General features: G+C 28.4%; 18 protein-coding genes. 7 read left to right on the top strand and 11 right to left on the bottom strand.

Features of this window, described 5'->3' with window-relative positions; genetic code table 11:
- Positions 1–125: 125 nt before the first annotated feature.
- The 7 genes from ACH5BF_RS04290 to hisA all read left to right on the top strand — a co-directional run bounded on the left by ACH5BF_RS04290 (position 126) and on the right by hisA (position 7,259).
- On the top strand, positions 126–1,142 hold the full coding sequence (locus tag ACH5BF_RS04290; protein ID WP_423272932.1) for an OmpA family protein: 1,017 nt from the start codon (positions 126–128) through the stop codon (positions 1,140–1,142).
- A gap of 139 nt (positions 1,143–1,281) precedes the next feature.
- On the top strand, positions 1,282–2,403 hold the full coding sequence (locus tag ACH5BF_RS04295; protein ID WP_423272933.1) for an OmpA family protein: 1,122 nt from the start codon (positions 1,282–1,284) through the stop codon (positions 2,401–2,403).
- A gap of 128 nt (positions 2,404–2,531) precedes the next feature.
- The gene (gene lepA, locus ACH5BF_RS04300) at positions 2,532–4,319 is read left to right on the top strand and encodes a translation elongation factor 4 (protein ID WP_423272934.1); all 1,788 of its coding nucleotides are present in this window, start codon (positions 2,532–2,534) and stop codon (positions 4,317–4,319) included.
- A gap of 116 nt (positions 4,320–4,435) precedes the next feature.
- Positions 4,436–5,008, top strand: coding sequence for a ComF family protein (locus tag ACH5BF_RS04305; protein WP_423272936.1), 573 nt, complete (start codon positions 4,436–4,438; stop codon positions 5,006–5,008).
- A gap of 28 nt (positions 5,009–5,036) precedes the next feature.
- Complete coding sequence (hisH, locus tag ACH5BF_RS04310; RefSeq protein WP_423272938.1) at positions 5,037–5,645, top strand: imidazole glycerol phosphate synthase subunit HisH; 609 nt, start codon at positions 5,037–5,039, stop codon at positions 5,643–5,645.
- Between the two features lie 17 nt (positions 5,646–5,662).
- On the top strand, positions 5,663–6,511 hold the full coding sequence (locus ACH5BF_RS04315) for a TIGR01777 family oxidoreductase (protein WP_423272939.1): 849 nt from the start codon (positions 5,663–5,665) through the stop codon (positions 6,509–6,511).
- A gap of 40 nt (positions 6,512–6,551) precedes the next feature.
- Entirely contained in the window at positions 6,552–7,259 is a 708-nt protein-coding gene (gene hisA, locus ACH5BF_RS04320) for a 1-(5-phosphoribosyl)-5-[(5-phosphoribosylamino)methylideneamino]imidazole-4-carboxamide isomerase (protein ID WP_423272940.1), read from the top strand.
- Between the two features lie 166 nt (positions 7,260–7,425).
- Here hisA and ACH5BF_RS04325 read toward each other — a convergent pair whose 3' ends face one another.
- From ACH5BF_RS04325 to ftsH, 11 genes are all read right to left on the bottom strand, one after another.
- Positions 7,426–10,383, bottom strand: a complete 2,958-nt coding sequence (locus ACH5BF_RS04325) for a MutS-related protein (RefSeq protein ID WP_423272942.1) — start codon at positions 10,381–10,383, stop codon at positions 7,426–7,428.
- Between the two features lies 1 nt (position 10,384).
- A complete protein-coding gene (locus ACH5BF_RS04330; RefSeq protein ID WP_423272943.1) occupies positions 10,385–10,804 on the bottom strand; it encodes a heme-binding domain-containing protein in 420 nt (139 codons plus the stop codon).
- Between the two features lie 6 nt (positions 10,805–10,810).
- The gene (locus tag ACH5BF_RS04335; RefSeq protein ID WP_423272944.1) at positions 10,811–11,146 is read right to left on the bottom strand and encodes a thioredoxin family protein; all 336 of its coding nucleotides are present in this window, start codon (positions 11,144–11,146) and stop codon (positions 10,811–10,813) included.
- On the bottom strand, positions 11,103–13,112 hold the full coding sequence (locus ACH5BF_RS04340) for a DUF1538 domain-containing protein (RefSeq protein WP_423272945.1): 2,010 nt from the start codon (positions 13,110–13,112) through the stop codon (positions 11,103–11,105). The genes ACH5BF_RS04335 and ACH5BF_RS04340 overlap by 44 nt, the downstream gene beginning before the upstream one ends.
- Before the next feature lie 162 nt (positions 13,113–13,274).
- Positions 13,275–14,828, bottom strand: coding sequence for a 2-isopropylmalate synthase (locus ACH5BF_RS04345; RefSeq protein ID WP_423272946.1), 1,554 nt, complete (start codon positions 14,826–14,828; stop codon positions 13,275–13,277).
- Positions 14,829–15,077: 249 nt separating this feature from the next.
- Positions 15,078–16,361: a GGDEF domain-containing response regulator gene (locus ACH5BF_RS04350; RefSeq protein WP_423272947.1), complete on the bottom strand. Its 1,284-nt coding sequence runs from the start codon at positions 16,359–16,361 to the stop codon at positions 15,078–15,080.
- A gap of 78 nt (positions 16,362–16,439) precedes the next feature.
- A complete protein-coding gene (locus tag ACH5BF_RS04355) occupies positions 16,440–19,004 on the bottom strand; it encodes an ATP-binding protein (RefSeq protein ID WP_423272948.1) in 2,565 nt (854 codons plus the stop codon).
- The gene (locus tag ACH5BF_RS04360; protein ID WP_423272950.1) at positions 18,997–19,884 is read right to left on the bottom strand and encodes a response regulator transcription factor; all 888 of its coding nucleotides are present in this window, start codon (positions 19,882–19,884) and stop codon (positions 18,997–18,999) included. The genes ACH5BF_RS04355 and ACH5BF_RS04360 overlap by 8 nt, the downstream gene beginning before the upstream one ends.
- 8 nt (positions 19,885–19,892) lie before the next feature.
- On the bottom strand, positions 19,893–21,437 hold the full coding sequence (locus ACH5BF_RS04365) for a sensor histidine kinase (RefSeq protein WP_423272952.1): 1,545 nt from the start codon (positions 21,435–21,437) through the stop codon (positions 19,893–19,895).
- Positions 21,434–22,324: a PhnD/SsuA/transferrin family substrate-binding protein gene (locus tag ACH5BF_RS04370; RefSeq protein WP_423272953.1), complete on the bottom strand. Its 891-nt coding sequence runs from the start codon at positions 22,322–22,324 to the stop codon at positions 21,434–21,436. Before ACH5BF_RS04370 ends, ACH5BF_RS04365 begins: the two co-directional genes overlap by 4 nt.
- A gap of 104 nt (positions 22,325–22,428) precedes the next feature.
- Positions 22,429–24,480, bottom strand: coding sequence for an ATP-dependent zinc metalloprotease FtsH (ftsH, locus tag ACH5BF_RS04375; RefSeq protein WP_423272954.1), 2,052 nt, complete (start codon positions 24,478–24,480; stop codon positions 22,429–22,431).
- Positions 24,481–24,482: the final 2 nt, after the last annotated feature.

Consider the following 24,482-nt stretch of genomic DNA (forward strand, 5'->3'; position numbering starts at 1 on the left):
ATACATACACAAATAAAAAGGGACACAGGTTTTCTGTGTCCCTTTTTTTATCTTTATAATTTGCTTAATAATACTTCAATATTCATACTGTTATAATTTATAAGAATACTAAAAAAGGATACATCATGAAAAAAGTATTATTATCATCAATTGTATGTGCAACAATGATGTTTGCTGCAAACAACGAGTATAAATACGAGGTAACTCCTATTATTGGTGCTTCTATAGCTGAACATAATACTGATTTAGAAGATCATTTTTCTAATGCAGGGCTAACTATTGGGATAAATACGCTTGGCGATTCTTTTATTGACCAAGTTGAAATAGGTTTTTTACAAACCATTGAAGATGTTGACTATAAAAAAGTTGCAAACAGAGACACTGGAATATTAAGAGTATTTACAAATGTTGTAAAAAATTATGAAATTAATTCTGATGTTTCTCTTTATACTCTTGCTGGTCTAGGATATGAGTTTTTTGATGATGAATATGCTGGAAATGAAGATAGTATATTTGCAAATTATGGAGCTGGGGTAAAATATAATATTACTGATGGTTTAGATTTTAAATTTGATTTAAGACATCTAATTGAAACAGACCATGGAGATAATACTTTATTAGCAACAATGGGTTTAGCTTACTCATTTATAAAAGTTAATAAGCCTGTGCCTGTTCCTATTAAAATTGTAGAAAAAAAGCCTATGAAGATTGTACCAAAAGATACAGATGAAGATGGTATTATTGATGAAAAAGACAAATGTCCTGACACTATGAAAGGTGCACAAGTAGATGATTTAGGTTGCATAACTTTAGTTGATTTAAAAATCAATTTTGATGTTGATTCATCTGTAATAAAAGATACATATGATTCTAAAATCATTGAATTTGCTAAAGTTCTAAAAAAATATAACAAATTAAAAGCTACTATTGAAGCACATACTGATTCAACTGCTTCAAATGAATATAATCAAAAACTATCAGAAAGAAGAGCTGCATCTGCTGTAGAAGCACTAAAAGCTCAAAATATTGATCCTTCAAGATTAACAGCTATTGGATATGGTGAAACAAGACCAATTGCAACTAATAAAACTGTTGAAGGTAGAGCAGAAAACAGAAGAGTTACTGCTGTAATTACAAAATAGTTTAGTAAAAAAAGGATTTTTAATAAATTTCCTTTTTTACTAATATTTAATCTTATTTTTTTATCTTATTTTCTATTATTTAACTTTTTATGTAAATACTTTATGATATAATTTACCAAATTATTTCAAAAGGATTTTGATGAAAAAACTTATTTTCGCATCAGTAATCTCATCTTCTTTATTATTTGCAGCGAGTAATCCAAGTAATGAATATGGATATGAAGTTACAGGATATGCAGCAGGAATTTTAAGTGACTCAAGTAATAAATTAAAAGATGACAACTATTTAAATGGTGGTTTATCAATAGCTAAAAACCTAGATAATATGATGATTGATCAAGTAGAGTTAGGTTTTATTAGAAGCCAAAGTGTTGAATATAAGAGTGGTTCTAATACAAACATGAATAGAATCTTTTTAAATGCCGTTAAAAAATATGGAATTACTGATAAGCTTTCAGCTTATGGTCTTGCAGGACTTGGAAACCAAGATGTTTCTCAAGAATTAGGTGAAAATGAAGACTCAATATTCTTTAATTGGGGTGCTGGTTTAAGATATGATATTCCTTATTATGGTATTGCCGTAAAAGGAGATTTAAGACATTTATACTCTTTTGAAAACAGTAGAAATGACTTTATGTATACTTTAGGTTTAGCAATGCCTCTTGGAAAAAAATATAATGAACCAATCGTTGCAAAAATTCCTGTAGTTGAAGAGGAAGAGATTAAGCCTGTTGTTGTAGAAGATAAAGATGATGATAGAGATGGCGTTTTAAACTCTAAAGATTTATGTCCAAATACATTACCAGGTGTAGAAGTAGATAAAAATGGATGTGAATTAGATGATGATAAAGATGGTGTTGTAAATAGATTAGATTTATGTCCTGATACTTCAAAAGGTGTAAAAGTTAATGAAAGTGGTTGTGTAGCAACTGTTGATTTAAAAATAAATTTTGATTACAACTCAGCTGATGTGAAAGATATGTATGAAAATCAAATTTCAAGTTTCTCTAAAATCTTAAAAGAAAATAGTAACTTATCTGCTACAATTGAAGCTCACACAGACTCTAAAGGTAGTGAAAAATATAATGAAATTTTATCACTTAGAAGAGCAAACTCAATTGTAAAAGAGCTTATAAAAACTGGTATTGAAGCTTCAAGACTTACTGCTGTTGGGTATGGTGAGACTAGACCAATTGCTACAAATGATACAGCAGAAGGTAGAGCACAAAACAGAAGAGTTACTGGACTTATTAATCAATAATCTCTCAAATTTATAAGATTTAGATAATCTCTAAATCTTATAAAATCCCTTATTTTTTCTTTTAACTATAAACTTACATAATTTTAGATATAATCGCGAATATATAACTAAAAATAATAGGATTAACTTTGCAAGAAAATATTAGAAACTTTAGTATTATCGCTCATATTGACCATGGTAAATCAACTCTTGCTGATAGAATCATACAAGAGTGTGGAGCTGTTAGTGATAGAGAAATGTCATCACAAATGATGGACACTATGGACATTGAACAAGAAAGAGGTATTACTATCAAGGCTCAAAGTGTAAGACTAGATTATGAAAAAGATGGACAAAAATATGTTCTAAATCTTATTGACACACCAGGGCACGTAGACTTTTCATATGAAGTAAGTAGATCTCTAGCTTCATCTGAAGGTGCTTTACTTATTGTTGACTCAACACAAGGTGTTGAAGCTCAAACAATTGCAAATGTTTATATTGCACTTGATAATGACTTAGAACTTTTACCAGTAGTAAATAAAATTGACTTACCATCTGCTGACCCAGATAGAGTACTTGAAGAGACTGAAGAAGCTGTTGGACTTGACTGTACAGAACACAATCTAATTTCTGCTAAAACAGGTCTTGGAGTTAAGGACTTAATTGATTCAATTGTAGATAGAGTTCCTGCACCAACAGGTGATGAAAATGCACCTACAAAAGCACTTATTTATGACTCTTGGTTTGATAACTATTTAGGTGCCTTAGCACTTGTAAGAGTATATGATGGAAGTATAAAAAAAGGTCAATTACTTAAAATGATGAATACAAAAGTAGAACATCCTGTACTTGACTTAATGTATCCACATCCAATAAAAAGACAAAAAACAACTGAAATAAAAACAGGTGAAATTGGGATTGTAGTACTAGGACTTAAAACATTAGATGGTATTGCAGTAGGTGATACAATGACTGATGCTAAAAACCCAACATTAGAAGCAATTGATGGATTTGAACCAGCAAAACCATTTGTATTTGCTGGTATTTACCCAATTGAAACAGATAAATTTGAAGACTTAAGAGAAGCACTTACAAAACTTCAATTAAACGACTCTTCGATATCTTTTGAGCCAGAATCTTCAGCTGCACTTGGAAGTGGATTTAGAACAGGTTTCTTAGGTATGCTTCACATGGAAGTTATTAAAGAGAGATTAGAAAGAGAATTTAATCTTGATTTAATTGCAACAGCACCAACAGTAGTTTATGAAGTAGAAAAAAGTGATGGGGAAAGAGTTGTTATTCAAAACCCTTCTGAGTTACCAGAACCAAACTATATAAATACTATTTTTGAACCATATGTAAAAGCTACTATTTTAGTTCCTGATGAGTTTTTAGGAAATGTAATCAAACTTCTTAATGACAAAAGAGGAATCCAAATAAAAATGGATTACTTAGGAAAAAGAGTTTTATTAGAGTATGATATTCCAATGAACGAAATTGTTATGGACTTCTATGATAAACTAAAATCAACAACAAAAGGTTATGCTTCATTTGATTATGAACCAATTGGATTTAGACCAGGTGAGCTTAAAAAACTTGATATTAGAGTTGCAGGTGAAGTAGTGGATGCACTATCTATTATCGTTCCTGAAGATAAAGCAGTATCAAGAGGAAGAGAGTTTATTAAGGCACTTAAAGAATTAATTCCTAGACAACTTTTTGAAGTTGCAGTTCAAGCATCAATTGGAACAAATATTATTGCTAGAGAAACTGTAAAGTCTATGGGGAAAAATGTTACTGCAAAATGTTACGGTGGTGATATCACTAGAAAAAGAAAACTATTAGAGAAACAAAAAGCCGGTAAAAAAAGAATGAAAGCTATTGGTAAAGTAAATGTACCACAAGAAGCATTTATGGCTGTACTGAAGATATAATATATCTTCAGTATCTCTTTTATTTATATACTTTATACCTTATTTAAATTCAATTTTTACTTTAAATCTTCTTAATTTACCATATCATTATAATTTTTTATGTTATTATACTTATTATGAAATGTATATTATGTGAAAATCTAAGCTTTCAAATCATTTGTAAAAAATGTCAAAACACCCTACTTCAAGCCTCTTTTCATAAAAGAGAAATAGAAAAAGATTTTTTTAACTACTCTTTTTATGCTTTAAGTGATATAGAAGAACTTATTAGTTCTAAATACTATTTTCACGGGGATATAGTTTTTAATCTTTTAGCTAAGTTATCATTTTTTAAATTTGCACAAAATTTTACTTATTTTCAAAATATTCTTGCCATTCCTATTGATGATCATGTAAGGCATGAGTTTTCACATACAGCAATATTAGCACGGTATTTAAACTCACAAAATATAAAGCCTAAATACAACTGCTTAAAAGCACAAAATATAGTCAAATATGCAGGAAAAGACCTTGAATTTAGACAGAAAAATCCCCGTAAGTTTAAATGTACAAAAATATCCAATCAAACGACAATTTTATGTGATGATTTAATCACAACTGGTGCTACAATTAAAGAAGCAAAAAAAGCTTTAGAGAAAAGAAATAATCAAGTACTATTCTCTTTAACCCTAGCTGATGCAAAACTTTAGTATAATAAGTTTTTATTAAAGGGTATATATGATAGGAATTATTGATTATAATATGGGAAACTTAGCAAGTGTTTATAATGCTTGTCACCTAATTGATGCAAAAGCTTCAATTGTAAAAGACCCAAATGAACTAAAGAATTTTGACAGAGTAATATTACCAGGAGTTGGAGCTTTTGCTGATGCAATGGAACACCTAAATGAGACAGGTATGAAAGAAGCAATTTATGAGTTTTCTAAAACTGGAAAACCTATGATTGGTATTTGTCTTGGTATGCAACTTTTATTTGAAAGTTCTCAGGAATTCGGGCATACGGAAGGTCTTGGTTTAATTGATGGAGAAGTAGTAAAGTTTGACAAATCTAAAATGCATGAAGATATGAAAGTTCCACATATGGGATGGAATACAATTATAAATAAAGAACATGCTTTATTTGAAGGACTTAAAAATCCATATTTATATTTTGTTCACTCTTACCATGCTCAAACAAGAGAAGAAAATATTATAGGTAAGACAATCTATGGATATGAGTTTGCAAGTGCTGTAAATAAAGATAATGTTTATGGATTCCAACCACATCCAGAAAAATCTCATGATAATGGAATTAAGATTTTAGAAAACTTTATAAAAATTAAATAATTTTTAAAGGAGTCACAATGAAAACAATAGCAATAACAGGATCAAGTGGATTTGTAGGAACAAATCTTAAAAGGTATTTTACAGATTTAGGTTATGAAATATTGCCTATTGCTAGAGGTGACTTATCAAATCAGCAAAGACTGCAAGAGATAATAAATCAAAGTGATATAATTATAAATCTTGCAGGAGCAAATATCATAAATAGATGGAGTGAGAGTTATAAAAAGCTACTTTATTCAAGTAGAATTGATACAACAAAAGCAATAGTTGAAGCTATAAATAAAGTTGAAAACAAGCCATCACAACTTATATCAACATCAGCAGTTGGTATTTATGATAATAAACAAACATATGATGAAAATGGAATTCATACTAGTGACTTTTTAGGGAAATTAGCTGAAGATTGGGAAGAAGAAGCCTTAAAAGCAAGAAGTGAAAGTACAAAAGTATCTATCTTTAGATTTGGTATAGTCTTAGGAAAAGATGGTGGTGCTTTAGAAAAAATGTTAACTCCTTTTAAACTTGGACTTGGTGGTGTTATTGGAAGTGGAAAGCAAGCTTTTAGTTTTATTCATATTGAAGATTTACTAAATGCTTATAAATTTGTAATTGAAAACAATCATGAAAACATTTTTAATTTGACAGCTCCTAATCCAACTACAAATAAAGGTTTAACACTTGCTTTAGGAAAAACACTAAAAAGACCTACTATACTTCCATTACCTGAATTTGTTTTAAATATAATATTTAGTGAAGGTGCAAAAGTTCTAACTGATGGACAAAGCGCTATTCCTAAAAACCTTATGGATTTAGGTTTTGAATTTAAATACAAAACTATTGATGAAACAATAGAAAATTTATGCTAAAAAGAAAAGAAGAATTATAAAAACAGGAGACATTAAAAGTATGGATATTTTACCAGCGATTGATTTAAAAGACGGGAAAGCTGTAAGATTAAGTAAAGGACTTATGGATAGTGCAAAAATCTATTCAGATGAGCCTTGGCAAGTTGCAAAAAGATTTGAAGAATTAGGTTCTAAATGGGTTCATGTAGTTGACTTAAACGGTGCGTTTGCAGGTGAACCAGCAAACTTAGAACAAATCAAAAAAATCAAAGAAAACTGTAATCTAAAAATCGAAGTTGGTGGTGGTATCAGAGATGAAGAGACTATCAAGATGTATGTAGAACTTGGAATTGATAGACTTATCTTAGGTTCTATTGCGGTAAAAGATCCACAATTTGTAAAAGATATGGCAGCAAAATACCCTATTGCTGTTGGAATTGATGCTATGAATGGAATGGTTGCTGTTGAAGGTTGGGCAGAAGTTTCAACTATGAAGGCAACTGATTTAGCAAAAGAGTTTGCAAATGCAGGTGTTGAAGCTATCATTTGTACAGATATTTCTAAAGATGGTATGCTTTGTGGTGTAAATGTTGAGTTTACAGAATCAATTGCTAAAGCTTCTGGAGTTGATACTATTGCTTCAGGTGGAGTAAAAGATATAAATGACATCACAAACTGTAAAGAAAACGGAAATATTGCAGGTGTTATTGTAGGAAAAGCATTCTATGAAGGAACACTTGACTTAGAAGAAGGTTTCAAAGCACTTTAATATGTGTTTAGTAATTTCACTTGTTTTTATAGCACTTTCATATATTTTCTATCACGATGGAAATATGGAAGGCTTTTTACTAAATGGTGGGATTGCTTTGTTTTTTATAGGTTTACTTATAAGAAATATACTTAAAATAAAAAAAGAAAGAGAGTTTTAACTCTCTTTACTTTTCTACCATTGTATAATGCAATTCTAGTCCATTAGAAGTTGCTACAAATCCATTTACATTTATACTACCATCATGCACCATTTTATGGTGTTCTTTACACAATGGAATAAGATTATATTTATGATTTGCATTAATATGTTCAATAAATCCATCTCTATTTGCTCTAGCTTGCTCTTTTATATGATGAACATCATCACAGGCCTTACCACAAATTACGCAAGTTGAAGCAAAAACATTTTTATTATACTTAGATGTTTTTCTATGAGTAAGTCTTTCTATTTTATCATAATCATCTGTTAATCTTTTTCTAATATCATTTGCTACACTTAAAAACTCTCTGTCCATATGAAGTGACCTTGCATACTCTAAACCATACATAGATGAACCACTTCCATATGCTAGTTTTCTATCAAAAATAAGTTTATCTTCATCATCTTTATACATAACAGATAAATGCAATGAGATAATATTTTTAAGTTTTTGAATCTCTTCTATTTCTGGAAGTTGGTGTAAATGTGTGGCAAATACAAAAATAGACTCTAATTTTGCAAGTTTTAAAATAGCACTTGCAACTATACTTAAACCACTCATCGTCTCAGTTGAATGGGAAATTTCATCACCTAAAATAAGTGATTTTTTACTTGCTCTATTAAAAATATTTTTAAGCTCCAACATCTCAACTGCAAATGATGATAAACCTTTTGCTATATTATCAGCTCCACTAATTCTAGTATAAACAGCATCAAAGATTGAAAACCTCATAGACTTTGCAGGTACATAAAAACCAGCTTGTGCTAAGATAACTGCTATACCTATTGATTTCATAAGTGAAGACTTACCTGATGAGTTTATACCATAAAGTAAAACCCCATGCATTTTATTATCTTTGATATTTACAGGATTTGAATTTTTGATAATCACATTATCTTTATACTCTTTTGAAGCATAAGATAACTGTCCTAAGATAATATCATTTGGTACATAAATACCTTGTTCTTCATTTGCTTCAATGATTGGATGTCTTAAATCAATAAGCTCAATAAAATTTTCATCATCTTTTGTTTTAACTATTTTTGGACAGGTATAGTTGTATTTTTTAGCTGTTTTGATATTTGATACAGTTAAATCAACCTCAGCAATAAACTGAACTAATTCTTCTAAAAGTTTAGAAAACTTTTTTTCAAACTCAACTAGTTTTTCTTTAAATACTAACTTATTTAATTCAACTATTTTTTTTAGATTATGTACATATTTATCACTTACACTCTCAGTTAATCTACAAAAAATCTTAACTGAGTTTGTTTGCACCTTTATCTTAAAATCTTTAAATAAAAGTAAATCATCATCTATAATTATATGAGAATTTAAAAGCTCTTCTTTTATAAGATTAAACCTATTTTTAGTCATCGTTAAGAAAAAACCTTCTTTATCAAGTCGATTTATACTCACAAAGTTTGATTCATCATTTGCATTTAAAAACTTTAAAATATGTTTTCTAAGTAGTTCTAGTTTTGAATAAAGTTCAATATTTTGAGTATTTAACTCATCAATTTGTGTATTTATTCCCTCACAAACCATATTTGCTTCCACATCTTTTAGCATATACTTTCCAGATACTGTTAAATCAAAAGTAGAATCAATTGACTGAATAAAAAGTCCAAGCTCTGCACTACTACAAGGAGGTGTTAAAAACTTATAGTTTTCCATGAAAGTTACAACTTCTTTTATACTAAGAAGGGAATCATATAAATAGTTTAGTTCAAAAGGATGAAGTCTACTTAATTTAATTCTTCTAGTTAATCTTTCAATATCATAGATATTTGCTAGTTCATTTTCTATTGGTCCGTGATAATCAAACAACTCTTTTGAAAGATTAAATCTTCTTAATATTTCTTTGCTATCTTTTACAGGATGAGTTAATCTTTCCTTTAAAAGTCTTTTTCCCATTGCAGTAGAAGTGTTATTCATAAGCTTAATCAAGCTTGGATTATGAGTTGTTTCTATTATGTTTAACTGCTCTAAAGCATTGTTTCCTAAATAGATATATTTTCCAACATCTAACTTTTGAGGAAGAGATAGTTTTTGAATAATATTTGAATCATGACCTATTACAAAATCAATCAAAACAGCTAAAGCTTCTGTACTTAAAGGAACTCTTTCCATATCCAAATGCTCAATCGCAGTTAATAAAGACTGAATATCAAATACATTTTTAAATAGTTCATTTTGGTAATTTATTTTAGGTCGAAAAGAGCCTATATGAAAAGTTTTTAAGTTTAGCTCTAAGTAATCTATTACTTCTTTTTGATTTATACTTTTATCAGCAAAACTTACAATAACTTCATTTGTTTTATGCATATTCATATAATTAAACACTTCATCTAAAGCATAAAACTTATCTTCACTTGTTCCATGAACCTCGTTGTAGTAGCACTTACCAGTAGTTACATCAATAGCACTATATCCAACTAAATAAATACCTTTTATTTGCTCAATAACTAGTGATGTAATATTGTTTTCATCTTGGTCAATTACAAAATCAAAGTTAGTTCCTGGACTTACAACAGTATCTAAATATCTTGTAACTTTTGGAGGAACTCCCTTTTGTCTTATTACTACAACTGTGTATTTTTGCTCTGCAATAATTCTTGCAAGATGCTTATCAAAAGATATAGCAGGAACACCTGCCATAATAGGATTTTCAGCAGAATTCTCTAAGATAGTTTTATTTTTTCTTGTTAATTGAATATTTAATAGTTCAGCTATTTCTTTCGCTTTTCCTATTTGCATTTCATCATTATTAACTTCATAAACCTCAAAAAATGTTCCTATTTCCATAAGAACTACTGTATTTTCACCATACTTTTTTTCAAAAAGTTCTTGAAGTTTAAAATATGTGATTGTTAATAGTGTTTTTTTATTATCTAAAAGTTCTGCTACTTCTTCTCTCACGTTACTTTCTAACTCCCGTCCAATCTCTTATTTGCTTTCTTTGCTCTTTTGTAAGATCAGCTTCTTCATGAAGCCAAAGATATGAGTTTAAAGGCATAACTGCATAAACTGTTCTGTAAATACCTTTTAATTTCTTTTCTTTCTCTTCTTGAGTGTAGTTTTCCCACTCTGAGAAGTTTAACCACTTTCTTCCATCATTTACATGATCACTAATAATCCAAGAAAAAGGTGCAATATTTGAATACCAAGGCCAGTTTACTTCGTTTGAATGACAATCATAACAAGATTGTTTAAACATTGTCATAATATCATCAGGAGCTTTAATCTCTAAAGTTTTTTCAACAGCATAGTTTTTTTGTTCAGTTTGTATTGCTTGCATTGCAATAAATACTAAAAGAAAAATTAAAAGTGTTCTTTTCATATATCCTTACTCACACATTAAAGTATAAGGTCTTCTTAACTCTTCAAGAAATAAAGGAATAGACATATTTCTTCCATACCTTCTAAACTCTTTTGTATCAAAATAGACCAATATTGTAGGAATAGAAAATACCGTAAAATGGCTTGTAAGTTCTTTATGTATATCTGTTTTTACTTCATACATCACAAATCTTGAAAACTCTTCTTTTACACTTTTCTCAACTTTTGGTTTTAAAACCTTACAAACAGAACAGTTTTCTCCTGAAAAATATATTAATACAGGTTCCCCTGTATTAATACTATTTTGAATCTGATTTAAGTTGTTCGCTTCTATCATTTTCATTCTCTTTCTCTTTAGTTTCATCTTTATCTATTTTAACTTCATATGCTTTTTCTTTAAAAATATCCTCTTTTGATAAAGAGATACCTTTCATATGAGTTAAAGGGAAAGCAAAAGCTATACCTTTTCCTGTAGTTGTAATATGTAATGAATGAATTATTGATTTAATAACACCATTTACTAAATACTTAGGAAGTAAGAAAAGAAGTAAAGTATCATTTGCTTCAAAATTTGTTCTATAGAAGTTGGCCATCTCTTCAAGACCTATTCCATCTGCTCTTAAAACAGTAACACCTGAAGCTCCTGCTTTATGTGCTGCTGCAATTGCATCTAGTTTTTTATCTACAGGAACAATAATAACAACTGCACTAAACTCTAAGTCTAATGAATGTCTAACTGATGAACCATCAATATTTACAGTTGCTAAATCCATATTCTCAGCATCAATTAATGCATCTTTTAATAACTCTTCTTTTTCGATTTCAGTATCAGATTTAACACCAATTTTCTCAGTGATAATACCATAAAGCATTACTGTAATCATTGGGAATAAAGATGCAAAAGCAATAAGACCAAATCCATCAATAAGAGGACTTCTTCCTTCAATATTTGTAGCAAGACCAATACCAAGTGCAGCAACTAAAGGAACTGTAACAGTTGAAGTAGTAACCCCACCACTATCATAAGCAATAGGAATAATATACTTAGGAGCAATAAATGTAAGAATAATTACTACAAGATATCCAACAATAATATAGTAGTGAATATGCCCACCATCTACAATTCTAAATGCACCTAAAGCAATACCAATAGCAACACCACCTGCAACAAATATTCTTAATACAAAATCATTAATTTTACCATCTGAAATATCTTTTGCTTTTTTAGCAATTGCCATAAGAGCTGGCTCAGCCATAGTAGTTGAAAAACCAATAGCAAATGCAAAAGCATAAATCATTAAGATTGAATCAGATTTTGTAAGTTGATAAGCCATAGTCTCTCCAAGAGAGAATAGACCCATTTCAAGTCCTAAAATAAATGCATAAAGTCCAATAATTACTAAACCAAAACCTAAAAATACTGTCTTAACATTTTCAATGCTCTTTTTTAATACAGCATACTGGAAGAAAAGAATAATTAATAAAATAGGTGCTACATCTTTTACAACAGATAAAATACCATTTATAACTGAACTAATTGAAATATCAGCATTACTTGATACAGCAGCTTGAACAGTAACTTCAGCAACAGCTTTAGCATCAACTAGATTATAAACTGCAATACCATAAATCTGTACAAAAATCATTGGGGTTAATGAGGCAAAAGCAATAAGACCAAATCCATCAATAACCGGATTTCTTCCTTTTATAGTTGAAGCAAGACCAATACCAAGTGCAGCTACTAAAGGAACTGTAACTGTTGAAGTTGTAACTCCACCTAAATCATATGCAAGACCAATAATCTCTTTTGGAGCAAAGAATGTTACACTTACTACTAATAAATATCCAACAATTATATAGTAATGAATTGGGTGTCCCTTATAAATTCTATAAACACCTAAGAAAATAGCAAATCCAACTGAGCCAGCAACAACAAGTCTAAGCATAGTGGCATCAATACGACCACTAGAAATTGAGGCTGCTTTATCTGCAATAACAGCAAGCGCAGGCTCTGCTATTGTAGTACCAAAACCAATTAAAAAACCAAAAAACAGTACCCATGCCATACTGCCATGTTTGGCAAAGTTTTTTGCTAAGCCTTCTCCAACAGGAAATATTCCTATTTCAAGCCCTTGTAAAAAAATAGCTAAACCAACACCAACAATACCTAATCCAATCGCAGTGCTAACCCATCCTTCGGGTACAGCTTGGATAATTGCTAGTTGAAAGAATAGAATAACTACAACTATGGGAATTAAATCCCTAAATGACTCTTTTAATAGCTTCAAAAAGAAGTTAAATTGCATCATATATTTTATGTCTCCTACTAATCCTAAAATTATTTTAACTTTAGTTAATAGATCTATTTTACATTGTTTTTACTGAATTGTTGGATAAAGTTGAGTTTTTAAGTTAAGTTATTTTTAAATATGTAAGAGATTATTATAAAGTAGAAAATCTACTTTATAATATTAAACTTGGTGTTCGTTTTTCTTTGATAATCTTTCTTTTTGAGAAAGGTAAGAGTTAACACTTCCTAAGTAAGCTTTTGCAGTTGCAAGCATTGTATCTACGCTTAAACCATGTCCCACAAAAGATGGTGATTCATCATCAAATGTTACTCTTGTTGTAACTTTTGCAAGTGCGTCTTTACCTTCTGTAACTGAAGTTACATTATAACTTTGAAGATCTCCATTTATTCCTGTTAATCTATCAATAGTTTTAAAGATTGCATCCATTGTACCATTACCAATATTTGCATCACTCATTACATCATCATTGTGTTTAATTGAAACTGCTGCTGTTGGTAAACCATTTGAACAATCAGAGATTTGTAATCCAACTAACTCATAAGTTTTAGCGCTATTTAAAGACTCGTCAGTAATTAACATTCTAATATCATCATCAGTTACTTCTTTTTTCTTATCAGCTAATACTTTGAATTTTTCAAATGCAGAGTTTAACTCTTCATCTGTTACTTTGTCAAACCCTAAATGTTCAATTTTATCTCTAAATGCAGCTCTTCCTGAGTGTTTACCTAAGATTAAAGTTGAATCTTTGAATACACCTACATCTTCAGGCTTCATAATTTCATATGTTTCTTGGTGTTTTAATACACCATCTTGGTGAATACCACTTTCATGAGCAAATGCATTTTTACCAACGATTGCTTTATTTTGTTGTGGCTCAACACCTGTGATAGTTGCAACTAACCTTGAAGTTGGGTAAATTTCAGGTGTATTAATTGTTGTGTATAATTCACCAAAGGCATCTTTTCTAGTTTTAATAGCCATCACAGCTTCTTCTAAAGATGAGTTACCAGCTCTTTCCCCTAAACCATTGATTGTTACTTCAATTTGTCTAGCTCCATTTGCAACTGCTGCTAAAGTGTTTGCTGTTGCTAATCCTAAGTCATTGTGATTATGAACAGAAATTCTTGCTCTATCACCTGCAAATTCAGATAACTCTTTTACCATTGCACCTAATTCATTTGGTAATCTATATCCAACTGTATCAGGTAAGTTAATAGTTGAAGCTCCTGCATTTATTACAGCATCCATAACTTCTTTCATAAATGGAATCTCTGATCTTCCTGCATCTTCTAATGAAAACTCTACATCATCAACAAATGTTCTAGCATACTCAACCGCATGAACTGCTCTTTTAATTACTTCATCAGGTGACATTTTTAACTTGTATTGCATGTGAATTGGACTTGTTGCAATAAACGTGTGAATTCTATGTAATGGTGCTTTTGAAACTGCTAAACCTGATTGTTTAATATCATTTTCAACTGCTCTACTTAAAGAACAAATTGAAGAGTTTTTAACAACTTCTGCAATTCTTGAAACTGCATCAAAATCACCTGGACTTGCAGCAGCAAAACCAGCTTCAATTACATCTACACCTAATTTTTCTAACTGTAAAGCAACTTTTATTTTTTCTTCTGTATTCATTGAACAACCAGGAGATTGTTCACCATCTCTTAATGTAGTATCGAAAACTATAATTTTATTCTTATCCATTGTATATACCCTTTAAAATATGCAATATTATATCTTTTTTTATTTTATAAAAAAGAAAACTATAACGATTTATTTTATATTTGATTTAAATATGTGAAGTCTAATTTTGATAATTAGAGAGAGATTTTAAGAAGCAGAAGAGAGTTAACACTTTTTATAAAATGATTATTGTAAAAATCAAAAATTTTCATTTTCTCTCCTATGTAATTTATGTGCAAAGTATATTTAATAATTTTAAATTTGTCAAGACTATTTAGATTTATTTGATAAATAAACTTGATTTCTACCATTAACCTTTGCTTTATATAAGGCTTTATCTGAGGCTTTATATAACTCTTCTTGATTTATAATATATTCAGATTTTTGAACTATTAAACCAGCTGAAATAGTTACAAACTCACTTGCTGAGTTAGCAGAATGTTCAATTTTAAGTTCTTCAATACTTTTAACAATTTGTTTTGCATAAACTAAAGACTCTTCAATATCTAATCCTGAAAAAAGGATACAAAACTCTTCACCACCAACTCTAAAAACATAATCAGTTGCTCTTGATGTTAAGTCTTTTAAAGCTTTTGCAACGCTTTTTAATATTTCATCACCTTTTGGATGTCCATATGTATCATTGTATTTTTTAAAATGATCTATATCTAAAGAAAGAAGACTTAAACTTATATCTTCTCTTTTTACTCTTCTTATTTCTTTTTCAATAATCTCATTAAAATATCTTCTATTATAAAGTTTTGTTAAATCATCTTCTATTGATAAGAGTTCAAGCTTTTTATTATCTGTAATATCTTGTCTAATAGCTGTATAGTTTACAATATTATCTTCATTGTCAAAAACAGGAGTAATTGAAAGGTTTGCCCAATAAATATCTCCATTTTTCTTTCTATTCTTAATCTCTGATTTATAAACTTTTCCTGAACTTATTTGTTTCCACATATGCTCATAAAATTCATCTGGAGTATCTTCATGTCTTAAAATAGAGTGTTTATTACCAATTAGCTCAGTTTTATCATAACCTACAAACTGTGCAAAAGCAGTACTTGCATCTATAATTTTACCTTCTTTATCTGTAATTGATAAAAGTACATTTTCATCAACTATTTCAAGTAAATTATCTTTTTCAAAGAGTTGATCTCTTAAATGTGTAGTTAAAAAACAATCTTGAATATCATAAATTAGCTGCATTAAATCTATTGGTTTAATTACAAATTTATTTACTTGTAGTTCAATTGCTTTTAGGAAATAGTCTAAATCAGAATAAGCTGTAGTTACAATAACAGGAACACTTTTCTTATTTATTTTTTTTAACATATCAATACCATTCATTTTTGGCATTTGTATATCTGTAATTATCAAATCAGGATTTATTTTATGGAAAAGTTCTAAACCTTCTTCTCCATTCTTTGCTGTATGAAAATCTGGTATATTACGATTTAAAAAATATGTCACTTCTTCTCTAATCATATCTTCATCTTCAACATAAAGTACTGTAAGGTTTGCAAGTAGCTCTTTATTTATTTTTTTCATTATTTTTTCATACACCTAATTATTTTATAATTCATTCTAGCAAATTTTTTATATTATATATTTATACTATTTAAATGCTTAAATACTAAATACAACATCTACACACAGTCCATTATTATAATTATAAACTGAAATATGAGCATTCATATTTGTTTCAAGAATTGTTTTTACCATATAAAGACCAATTCCTGTTCCTTTTCCTTCTTCTTTAGTTGTAAAATATGGTTCAAATATTTTCGCTAAAATATCTTCATTAACACCTTTTGCATTATCTAAAAAACTAATTGTTAGTTTGTTATTTTCTACAGAAGTTTTTATTATTATTTCTTTTGTAGAAATATTTCTTTCTATTAATGCATCTTTAGAATTGTTCAATATATTTAAGATAGCCTGCTCAAATTCATTCTTGTAACCATTGATTTTAATATTATTTGCATTAAAATCTTTATGGATTTTTATTTCATTGTGACTAAAACTAGCTTCCACTAAACATACAGCCTCATCAATTGCATTTTCAACATCAAAATCTATTTTAAGTTTATTTGGTTTTACAAAATCCCTAAAATCATCAATTGTTTTAGACATATTTGAAGTTAGAAGATTAGCTTTATCCACAGACCTATCTAAATACTCTTTATTTAATTCATCCATTTCATATGCAAACTTTATATTTTGAATAACTAAACTTAAAGCATTTAATGGTTGTCTCCATTGGTGAGCTATATTTGAAATCATTTCACCCATAGAAGCTAGTTTTGATTGATGAATTAAAAGTTGTTCTTGCTCTCTTTGTTTTTTTATCTCTTCTTTTACTTTAATTTCTAGAGATTTATTTAACTTCTTATATTTATTTAAAGCCTTTTCAAGTTTTGAAGCCATCTCATTAAAAGAGTTCTCAAGCTTACCTATTTCATCATTACTTGTTACATCAATTCTATAAGAGAAATCATTATTTGAAAATCTTTTTGTTCCAATTAAAAGTTTCTCAATTTTATTACTTATATAAGAAGAAAGATATAAAGCAAATATAATCACTACTAAAACCATAACAACAGTTATAAATGACAATTCATTAATCAAAGAGTTAATATACTTTATAATTTCGAATTCATTTTGTTTTACAACTTTTTCCATACTATTAGTTTGATGTTCTAATATTTCAGAAATACTCTTTTTTGTTTGATTTGCTGCTTCATGAAACTCATCAACATTTGCACCAATTGTTACAAATCCAAAACCTCTTTTAGATTCAGCATATTGACTTGTATAATAAGGAATTGCAGCTGCAGTTGTAAGCTTCCATACTTTACTCCAATAAATTAAAAAAGAACCATATCCCCCATTTTCAGTAATTTGCATCCATCCTTTACATTGTGGAGCAAAATTTAAATATCTACAATCTAATCCTACATTTCCATCGTGTAATAATTGTTGAATATTAGCCTTCTTTTTTAATGTCTGATTATCAAAAGCTGGATAGTTTTTCAAAAATTGGCTATAACTTTTACCTGATTCTTGTAACTTTTCTTCTAAATCTTTACTTAACCAAGGTTTCTCATACTCTCCTGTATTTTTATTAAAACCAACAATAAAATAATCCCTTGGATGAGAAATACTTCTACCTTTATTATCCCACATAAAAGCATAGTTTCCAACACTTGCATCAGCTATTTCTTGTACAGCTTGATTTGAAGTAGGATTTACAGTATCTGTAAATTGCATTATATGTTCATGGTCTAAAGCCAAAGAAATGAAACCTATTTTCTCACCTGATTTATAAACAGGTGTTATAAATCTTACTATACCTTCAAATTTTTTTCCTAAAGGATTTTCTTTACCTGCATAGGCATGATTTTGTGGTTCAAAATCAATATTCATTTTTTTAGCTTTTTCTTTTGTAAATGTTCCTATTACATTTGATTTTACATATTCACCAATAACATTAGAAACATATATCTCACCTTTTTTAAGAGAAGCTATTTTTTGGAAATACTCTTCTGAGTTTATATATGTATTGTGTTTTTTTGAGATATCTAATAACTTATTATTAATTGATGATACTTTATATCTCTCTTTTCCATCTAAATCAAAAAAAGTAACTTCTTTATAGATTGGTATGCTTTTTTTCTTTAATGTTTTTAGATTTGTATAATTAAACTCTTTTTTATTATCCTCTAAAATATCTTCAATCGTTAAGTCTATTTCTTGGTCACTATTTTTTTTATTCCAAGAAGCAGTTTTATCATCATAAAAATATTTATCATGGATAACTATGTCTTTATTTTTACTTTCATAAAAGTTTTTAAGAAGTTTTTGATTTATATCTAGTTTAGATAAAAAAAGTATATCTTCATCCCTTTGATATAAAAATTGTGCTACTTTATGAGAAATTTCTAAAGATAATCGCTCAAGAGATAACTGGGATTTTTTATCAAGAAATTTAATACTATCTTCAATTGATTGATCGGCTGTTTGCATAATAATCTCTTTACTTTGAGAAAAAAGATAATCAGTACTATGCTTTAAATAAACATCTAATTTTAATGCCCCATTATAAGCAATATAAGAAATTAATAATAAAGGAATAATCTTTATTAAAATAAAGATTACAATAAGTTTTACTTTTATACTAAAGTTATTCATAATAATCAATCTTATTTGAGGTATTTATAATCTCTTCTAAATAAAAAGATAATTCTTTATTATCTCTATTTTTTTCTAATAACTGTGTTGCTAATAAATTAATTTTATCTAATTTAAGTTCATTTTTGTCATTAAAAACAAAAACTGATTTATTCATATTTTTAAAATACTTATAAGTAACAACAAACTCTCTATTAAATTTCTGCTTTAAATTTTTATCTTTAAAATTAATTTGATGCTCTTTTTGAGGACTATTTTTTAAGTATTCAATCCAATTAGTATTAGACTCTTCTAATCCCTTGATTTCGAAGATATCTTGACACTTATTTAATTCTTCTTGAAGTTCTGTTTTATTTGTGTATCCTAAAAAATCTAAAAAATCATTGTTTATATACTCAATTTTTTCACTATGTGTTATAAACATAAAAGTTGGGTTTGTATTTAAAATAAAATTTAAATACTCATCATAATTATCTAAATGTTTTTTTATTTCTAAATTTAATGCTTTTTGAATAATAATAAGAACTTCTTTAATATTGATAGGTTTTAAAATATATTTATCAATTCCTAATTCTATTGCTTTTAAGATATATCTACTTTCACTAAAAGCTGTAGTTAAAGCTATTGGTGTAGTTGGACTTATTTTCAATATCTCTTCACTCATAGCAAGGCCATTCATAACTGGCATTTGAACATCTGTTATTATCATATCAGGCTTATGCTTTTTAAATAACTCCAATCCTTCTTCACCATTTTTTGCTACATATAAATTCTTTATATACTTTTTTAAAAAAAATGTAACTTCTTGTGAAGTCATTAAATCATCTTCTACATATAACAAACTTATATTTTCAAATAGTTCTTTATTAATTTTTCTCATTTTATACTCTATACATCTTTATATAAAGGAACACTAATTGTAAAAGTAGCACCTTCATTTTCATTTTTAACTTGAAGCTTACCATCCATATTTTGCTCAACAATGATTTTAGACATATAAAGCCCAATACCCGTTCCCTTTCCTTCTTCTTTTGTAGTAAAATAAGGATTAAATATTTTTTCAATAATATCTTCAGGCACTCCACCGGCATTATCATGAATAATTACTTTTCCAAACTTTTCATCTTTTTCTAAACTAATAGTTACTAAACCATTTTCTATTTTATTTTCTACAATTGCATCTTTTGCATTATTTAAAACATTTAAAATTGTTTGAGAAAATTCATTATCAAAACCATAAACATCAATATCTATAAAGTTTTTATGTTCAATACTTATTTCATGATGTAAAAAGGCTGATTCAACTAAAGCACTTGATTTAAGAACAAGATCTTTTAGATTAAATTGCAATTTCTCTTTTGTTGGTTTAAAGAAGTTTCTAAAATCATCAATTGTTTTAGACATACTTTTTGTTAAAGTATTAACTTTATCAATTGATCTTTGCATAAATTCATCATCTAACTCATCCATTTGATATGAGAACTGAATATTTTGCATAACTAAACCTAAAGCATTTAAAGGTTGTCTCCATTGATGAGCAATATTACCAATCATTTCACCCATGGCAGCAAGTTTCGACTGCTGGATTAATATCTGTTCTTGTTCTTTTTGCTTTGATATCTCTTCTTTTACTCTATCTTCAAGTGTATCATTTAAGGCTTTTAACTCTTTTGTTCTTTCATAAACTCTAAGTTCTAATTCATCATGGGATTTTTTTAATCTATATTGAGAAAGTTCAAGATTATCTACCATCTTATTAAAACTTTTAGCCAATCTTCCTATTTCATCAGAAGAATTAATCTCTGCTCTTTTACTTAAATCACCATTTGAAATATTTTCAGAAACTGCTTCAAGTTTAACAATTGGTTTACTAACCATCTTTGCAATAAAGTATGAAGCAAAAAAAGCAACAACAACCATTGTGATTGCTAAGTAAAAAAACTGTGTATACATAGTATCAAGTTTTGCATAATACTCATCAAGTGATAATTCTAAATCAATCCATCCCCATTTTATACCAGATAAAATAATTGGATATCTATAAAAATATGCAGCTTTTTGTGCATATTTTGAGTATGTAATTTTTGATTCTTCTTTAAAATCATAATCTTTATTTAAAGTTGCTTCTACAGACCATTTAGATTTTGTAATTATTAGGCTATTTCCATTTTTCCTAGCAACTGTAAAAGAGTGTAAAGGTTTAGAGGTTTGTATATAATTATAAGAAAACTCTAAAAGACTAATCTCATCATCGACAATCATTGCATCTGAATTTACATAAGTAATAGAAGAAGCAATACTTTTTGCTTGTGATTTTAAATTATCTAAAATAGATTCTTTTTGAAGTTCTATTGCTTGGTATGAAAAAACTGCAAGAACTGTAAAAATCAATGTAAAGATTAATAAAAATACTTTAGTTATAATACTTTTCATTTATATCTCATTTGTAATAGTTCATACTCTTTATAATACTTTTCAAGTTCTAAAAAAGAGTCTTCATTTACTTTTATAATTGAATCAAACTTTAAAAGATCAATTACTTGTCTACTTCCTTTTAAATCTTTTAAGTTTGCACTTAATTCAAAAAAAGCATCAATTGATTTTTTATCTGCATATTTTGAGAAGAAACCAATAAAAGGTAAATGTTTCTCTTTTGACTCTTCAATTATCTTAACTCTATTTTTTATAGCAGGATTTAACTCAAGCATTGTTTCCCATGTTTTTCTAGTAACAACAGCTAAATCTTTTTTCTTAAAAAATACATTCAATAAGGCTGTTGATTCTTTTAAAACAGGATGGATTTCAGAAAAAACATTTTTATAAGTTTTTTTGAAATTTATTAGAGTATTTTTATCAATCCAAATATCACCAACAGAATCATTTGTAATCATACTAATTGATTTGCCTTTTATATCTTTAAAACTGTTTATATTACTATCTTTAGCTGCTATTAAATAGTATTTTATATATTTATCTTTACTCATTGCTATTGACCAAAACTCAATTGCATCTTTATCAATAATAGATTTATTTTTAAAATAGAATGGTAAATTTAAAACAATCATATCAAGATTGCCATTTCTAAGGTCATTATATAATGTGGCATTGTTATCATAAAATCTTAAAGTCAAATTACCACCATATGAAGCTGCAATATCTTCAAGCCACACTTTTATAGCAACTCTAGCATCTTTAAATCTATTTAATATAGTTCCCGTTTGTAAAAAACCAAAAGTAGATTTAAATTCATATGTTTTTTCATTAGCATTTAAATTTATAGTTAACAATGAAATAATTAATAATTTGAATATTAGTTTCATAAGTATTCCATGCATTAGTATTATATTATTTGTTATATTGCAAGGGAATATTATAGTAAATAAAAAGTAAGCTTTCGCTTACTTTTCAATAAAAAAGAATGTTGTTATTTATTATCTTCTTCTTTTTTGTCAGTTGATTCTTCAGAGTTATTTTCTGAATCATCAGTCTTTGTATCTTCTTCTTTAACTTCAGATTCATCAACTTCTTTATTATCTTTGATTGGTGCTGAGTGTAAGTCTTCTTCTTCAAAAACTTCTCCACCATTTTCTTTAATAATTTCTCTAACTCTCTCACCAGAAATAACTTCAATTTCTAAAAGCTCTTTAGTCATTTGTTCAATTGCTTCTTTGTGTTCTCTTAAAGATTCTAAAACAGCCTCATATCTTTCATTTAAAACAGTTTTTACATGCTCATCTAAATTTTTAGCCATTTCATTTGAGAAGTCTTTTTGAGTTTGACCACCTAAGAATTGATTTTGTCTTTTTTCTAATACCATAAGACCTGCAACATCACTCATACCATATACAGAGGCCATTGCTTTAATAATATCAGTAGCTCTCTCTAAGTCATTTCCAGCACCAGTTGAAATCTCACCAATAAATACCTCTTCAGCTGCTCTACCACCTAAAAGAGTATCTACTTCAGCAATAAGTTCATGCTTTTGCATTAAGTATTTATTCTCTTCTGGAGTATTTAATGTGTATCCTAATGCAGCTAAACCTCTTGGAACGATTGATACTTTATTTACTTTCTTAGCACCTTTTGTAATTTCTGCAATTAAAGCATGTCCAGATTCATGGTAAGCTACAATTTCTCTTTCTTTTGGAGAAATTCTTCTTGATTTTTTCTCTAAACCTGCAATCTGTCTCTCAACTGCTTCTTTAAAGTCACTTGGTTCAACTTGATCTTTATTTGCTCTACCTGCAAGAAGTGCTGCTTCATTAATAATATTTGCTAAATCAGCTCCCGCTAAACCAGCAGTCATTTTTGCAACTTCTTTTAAGTCAACATTTTTAGCTAATTTCACATCTTTAATATGTACATTTAGAATTTCAATTCTACCTTCATAATCAGGTTTATCAACTAAAACTTGTCTATCAAATCTTCCTGGTCTTAATAATGCTGGATCTAATACTTCTGGTCTATTTGTAGCAGCAAGTACAATAACAGGAGCAGCTTCTGTTGAGAAACCATCCATTTCTGCTAATAATTGATTTAGAGTTTGTTCTCTTTCATCATTACCACCCATTGGTCCACCACTAGCTCTACTTTTACCAATTGCATCAATCTCATCAATAAAGATAATTGCCGGTGCAGATTTTTTTGCTTGTTCAAATAAATCTCTAACTCTTGATGCACCTACACCAACAAACATTTCAATAAAGGCAGAACCAGAAACAGATAAGAACTCAACATCAGCTTCACCAGCAACTGCTTTTGCTAATAAAGTTTTACCAGTACCTGGAGGTCCTACTAATAATACACCTTTTGGAATTTGAGCTCCAAGTTTTACGTATCTTTCAGGATCAGATAGGAAGTCTACTACTTCTTGTACTTCTTCTTTTGCTTCTTTATTTCCTGCCATATCTTCAAATTTAACTTTTGGTTTTTCAGAGTTAATCATCTTTTTAGAGCTTCCAATTCCAAGAATTCCTCCTGAACCTCCACCCATAGATTTTTGCATTCTTTTTGCAATAAACATCCAAATAGCAAAGAAAATAAAAATAGGTAAAACCCATCCAAATAAAATGTCAGCTAATACATTTTCTTCATTAACTCCACCATATGCAATTCCATTCTTCTCTAATGTAGGAATTAATGTATCATCAGGAATAACTCTTCTTGCAGTATATGTGATAATTTGATTACCATTTTTTGAAACTGCTTTAATTTGAGTATTACCTATTCCAACATACTCAATTTTTCCACTTGCAATTAACTGTTTTAAATCAGAATATGGAACAGTTTTATTTTGAGATTGTCCAAATGCTGCAACTTGAGAATTTGAAGAACCACCCATTTGATCTTCTGGAAAAATTGCTTTAAATGCAAAAATTGTAACTATTGAAAAAATTACAAATACTAATAATGGATTATTATTAAAAAAGTTGTTATTATCTCCACCATTATTGTTATTTTGAGGTTTATTATTCATAA

It is taken from the genome of Arcobacter pernae (assembly GCF_049472135.1).
Classification (GTDB): domain Bacteria; phylum Campylobacterota; class Campylobacteria; order Campylobacterales; family Arcobacteraceae; genus Arcobacter_B.

Bases quoted from the DNA above. Each gene is read 5' to 3' on its own strand.
- ACH5BF_RS04365 (WP_423272952.1), bottom strand. From the start codon at position 21,437: ATGAAAAGTATTATAACTAAAGTATTTTTATTAATCTTTACATTGATT.
- hisH (WP_423272938.1), top strand. From the start codon at position 5,037: ATGATAGGAATTATTGATTATAATATGGGAAACTTAGCAAGTGTTTAT.
- ACH5BF_RS04345 (WP_423272946.1), bottom strand. From the start codon at position 14,828: ATGGATAAGAATAAAATTATAGTTTTCGATACTACATTAAGAGATGGT.
- ftsH (WP_423272954.1), bottom strand. From the start codon at position 24,480: ATGAATAATAAACCTCAAAATAACAATAATGGTGGAGATAATAACAAC.
- ACH5BF_RS04350 (WP_423272947.1), bottom strand. From the start codon at position 16,361: ATGAAAAAAATAAATAAAGAGCTACTTGCAAACCTTACAGTACTTTAT.
- ACH5BF_RS04355 (WP_423272948.1), bottom strand. From the start codon at position 19,004: ATGAATAACTTTAGTATAAAAGTAAAACTTATTGTAATCTTTATTTTA.
- ACH5BF_RS04340 (WP_423272945.1), bottom strand. From the start codon at position 13,112: ATGATGCAATTTAACTTCTTTTTGAAGCTATTAAAAGAGTCATTTAGG.
- hisA (WP_423272940.1), top strand. From the start codon at position 6,552: ATGGATATTTTACCAGCGATTGATTTAAAAGACGGGAAAGCTGTAAGA.
- ACH5BF_RS04295 (WP_423272933.1), top strand. From the start codon at position 1,282: ATGAAAAAACTTATTTTCGCATCAGTAATCTCATCTTCTTTATTATTT.
- ACH5BF_RS04370 (WP_423272953.1), bottom strand. From the start codon at position 22,324: ATGAAACTAATATTCAAATTATTAATTATTTCATTGTTAACTATAAAT.
- ACH5BF_RS04360 (WP_423272950.1), bottom strand. From the start codon at position 19,884: ATGAGAAAAATTAATAAAGAACTATTTGAAAATATAAGTTTGTTATAT.
- ACH5BF_RS04330 (WP_423272943.1), bottom strand. From the start codon at position 10,804: ATGAAAAGAACACTTTTAATTTTTCTTTTAGTATTTATTGCAATGCAA.
- ACH5BF_RS04305 (WP_423272936.1), top strand. From the start codon at position 4,436: ATGAAATGTATATTATGTGAAAATCTAAGCTTTCAAATCATTTGTAAA.
- ACH5BF_RS04315 (WP_423272939.1), top strand. From the start codon at position 5,663: ATGAAAACAATAGCAATAACAGGATCAAGTGGATTTGTAGGAACAAAT.
- ACH5BF_RS04290 (WP_423272932.1), top strand. From the start codon at position 126: ATGAAAAAAGTATTATTATCATCAATTGTATGTGCAACAATGATGTTT.
- ACH5BF_RS04335 (WP_423272944.1), bottom strand. From the start codon at position 11,146: ATGAAAATGATAGAAGCGAACAACTTAAATCAGATTCAAAATAGTATT.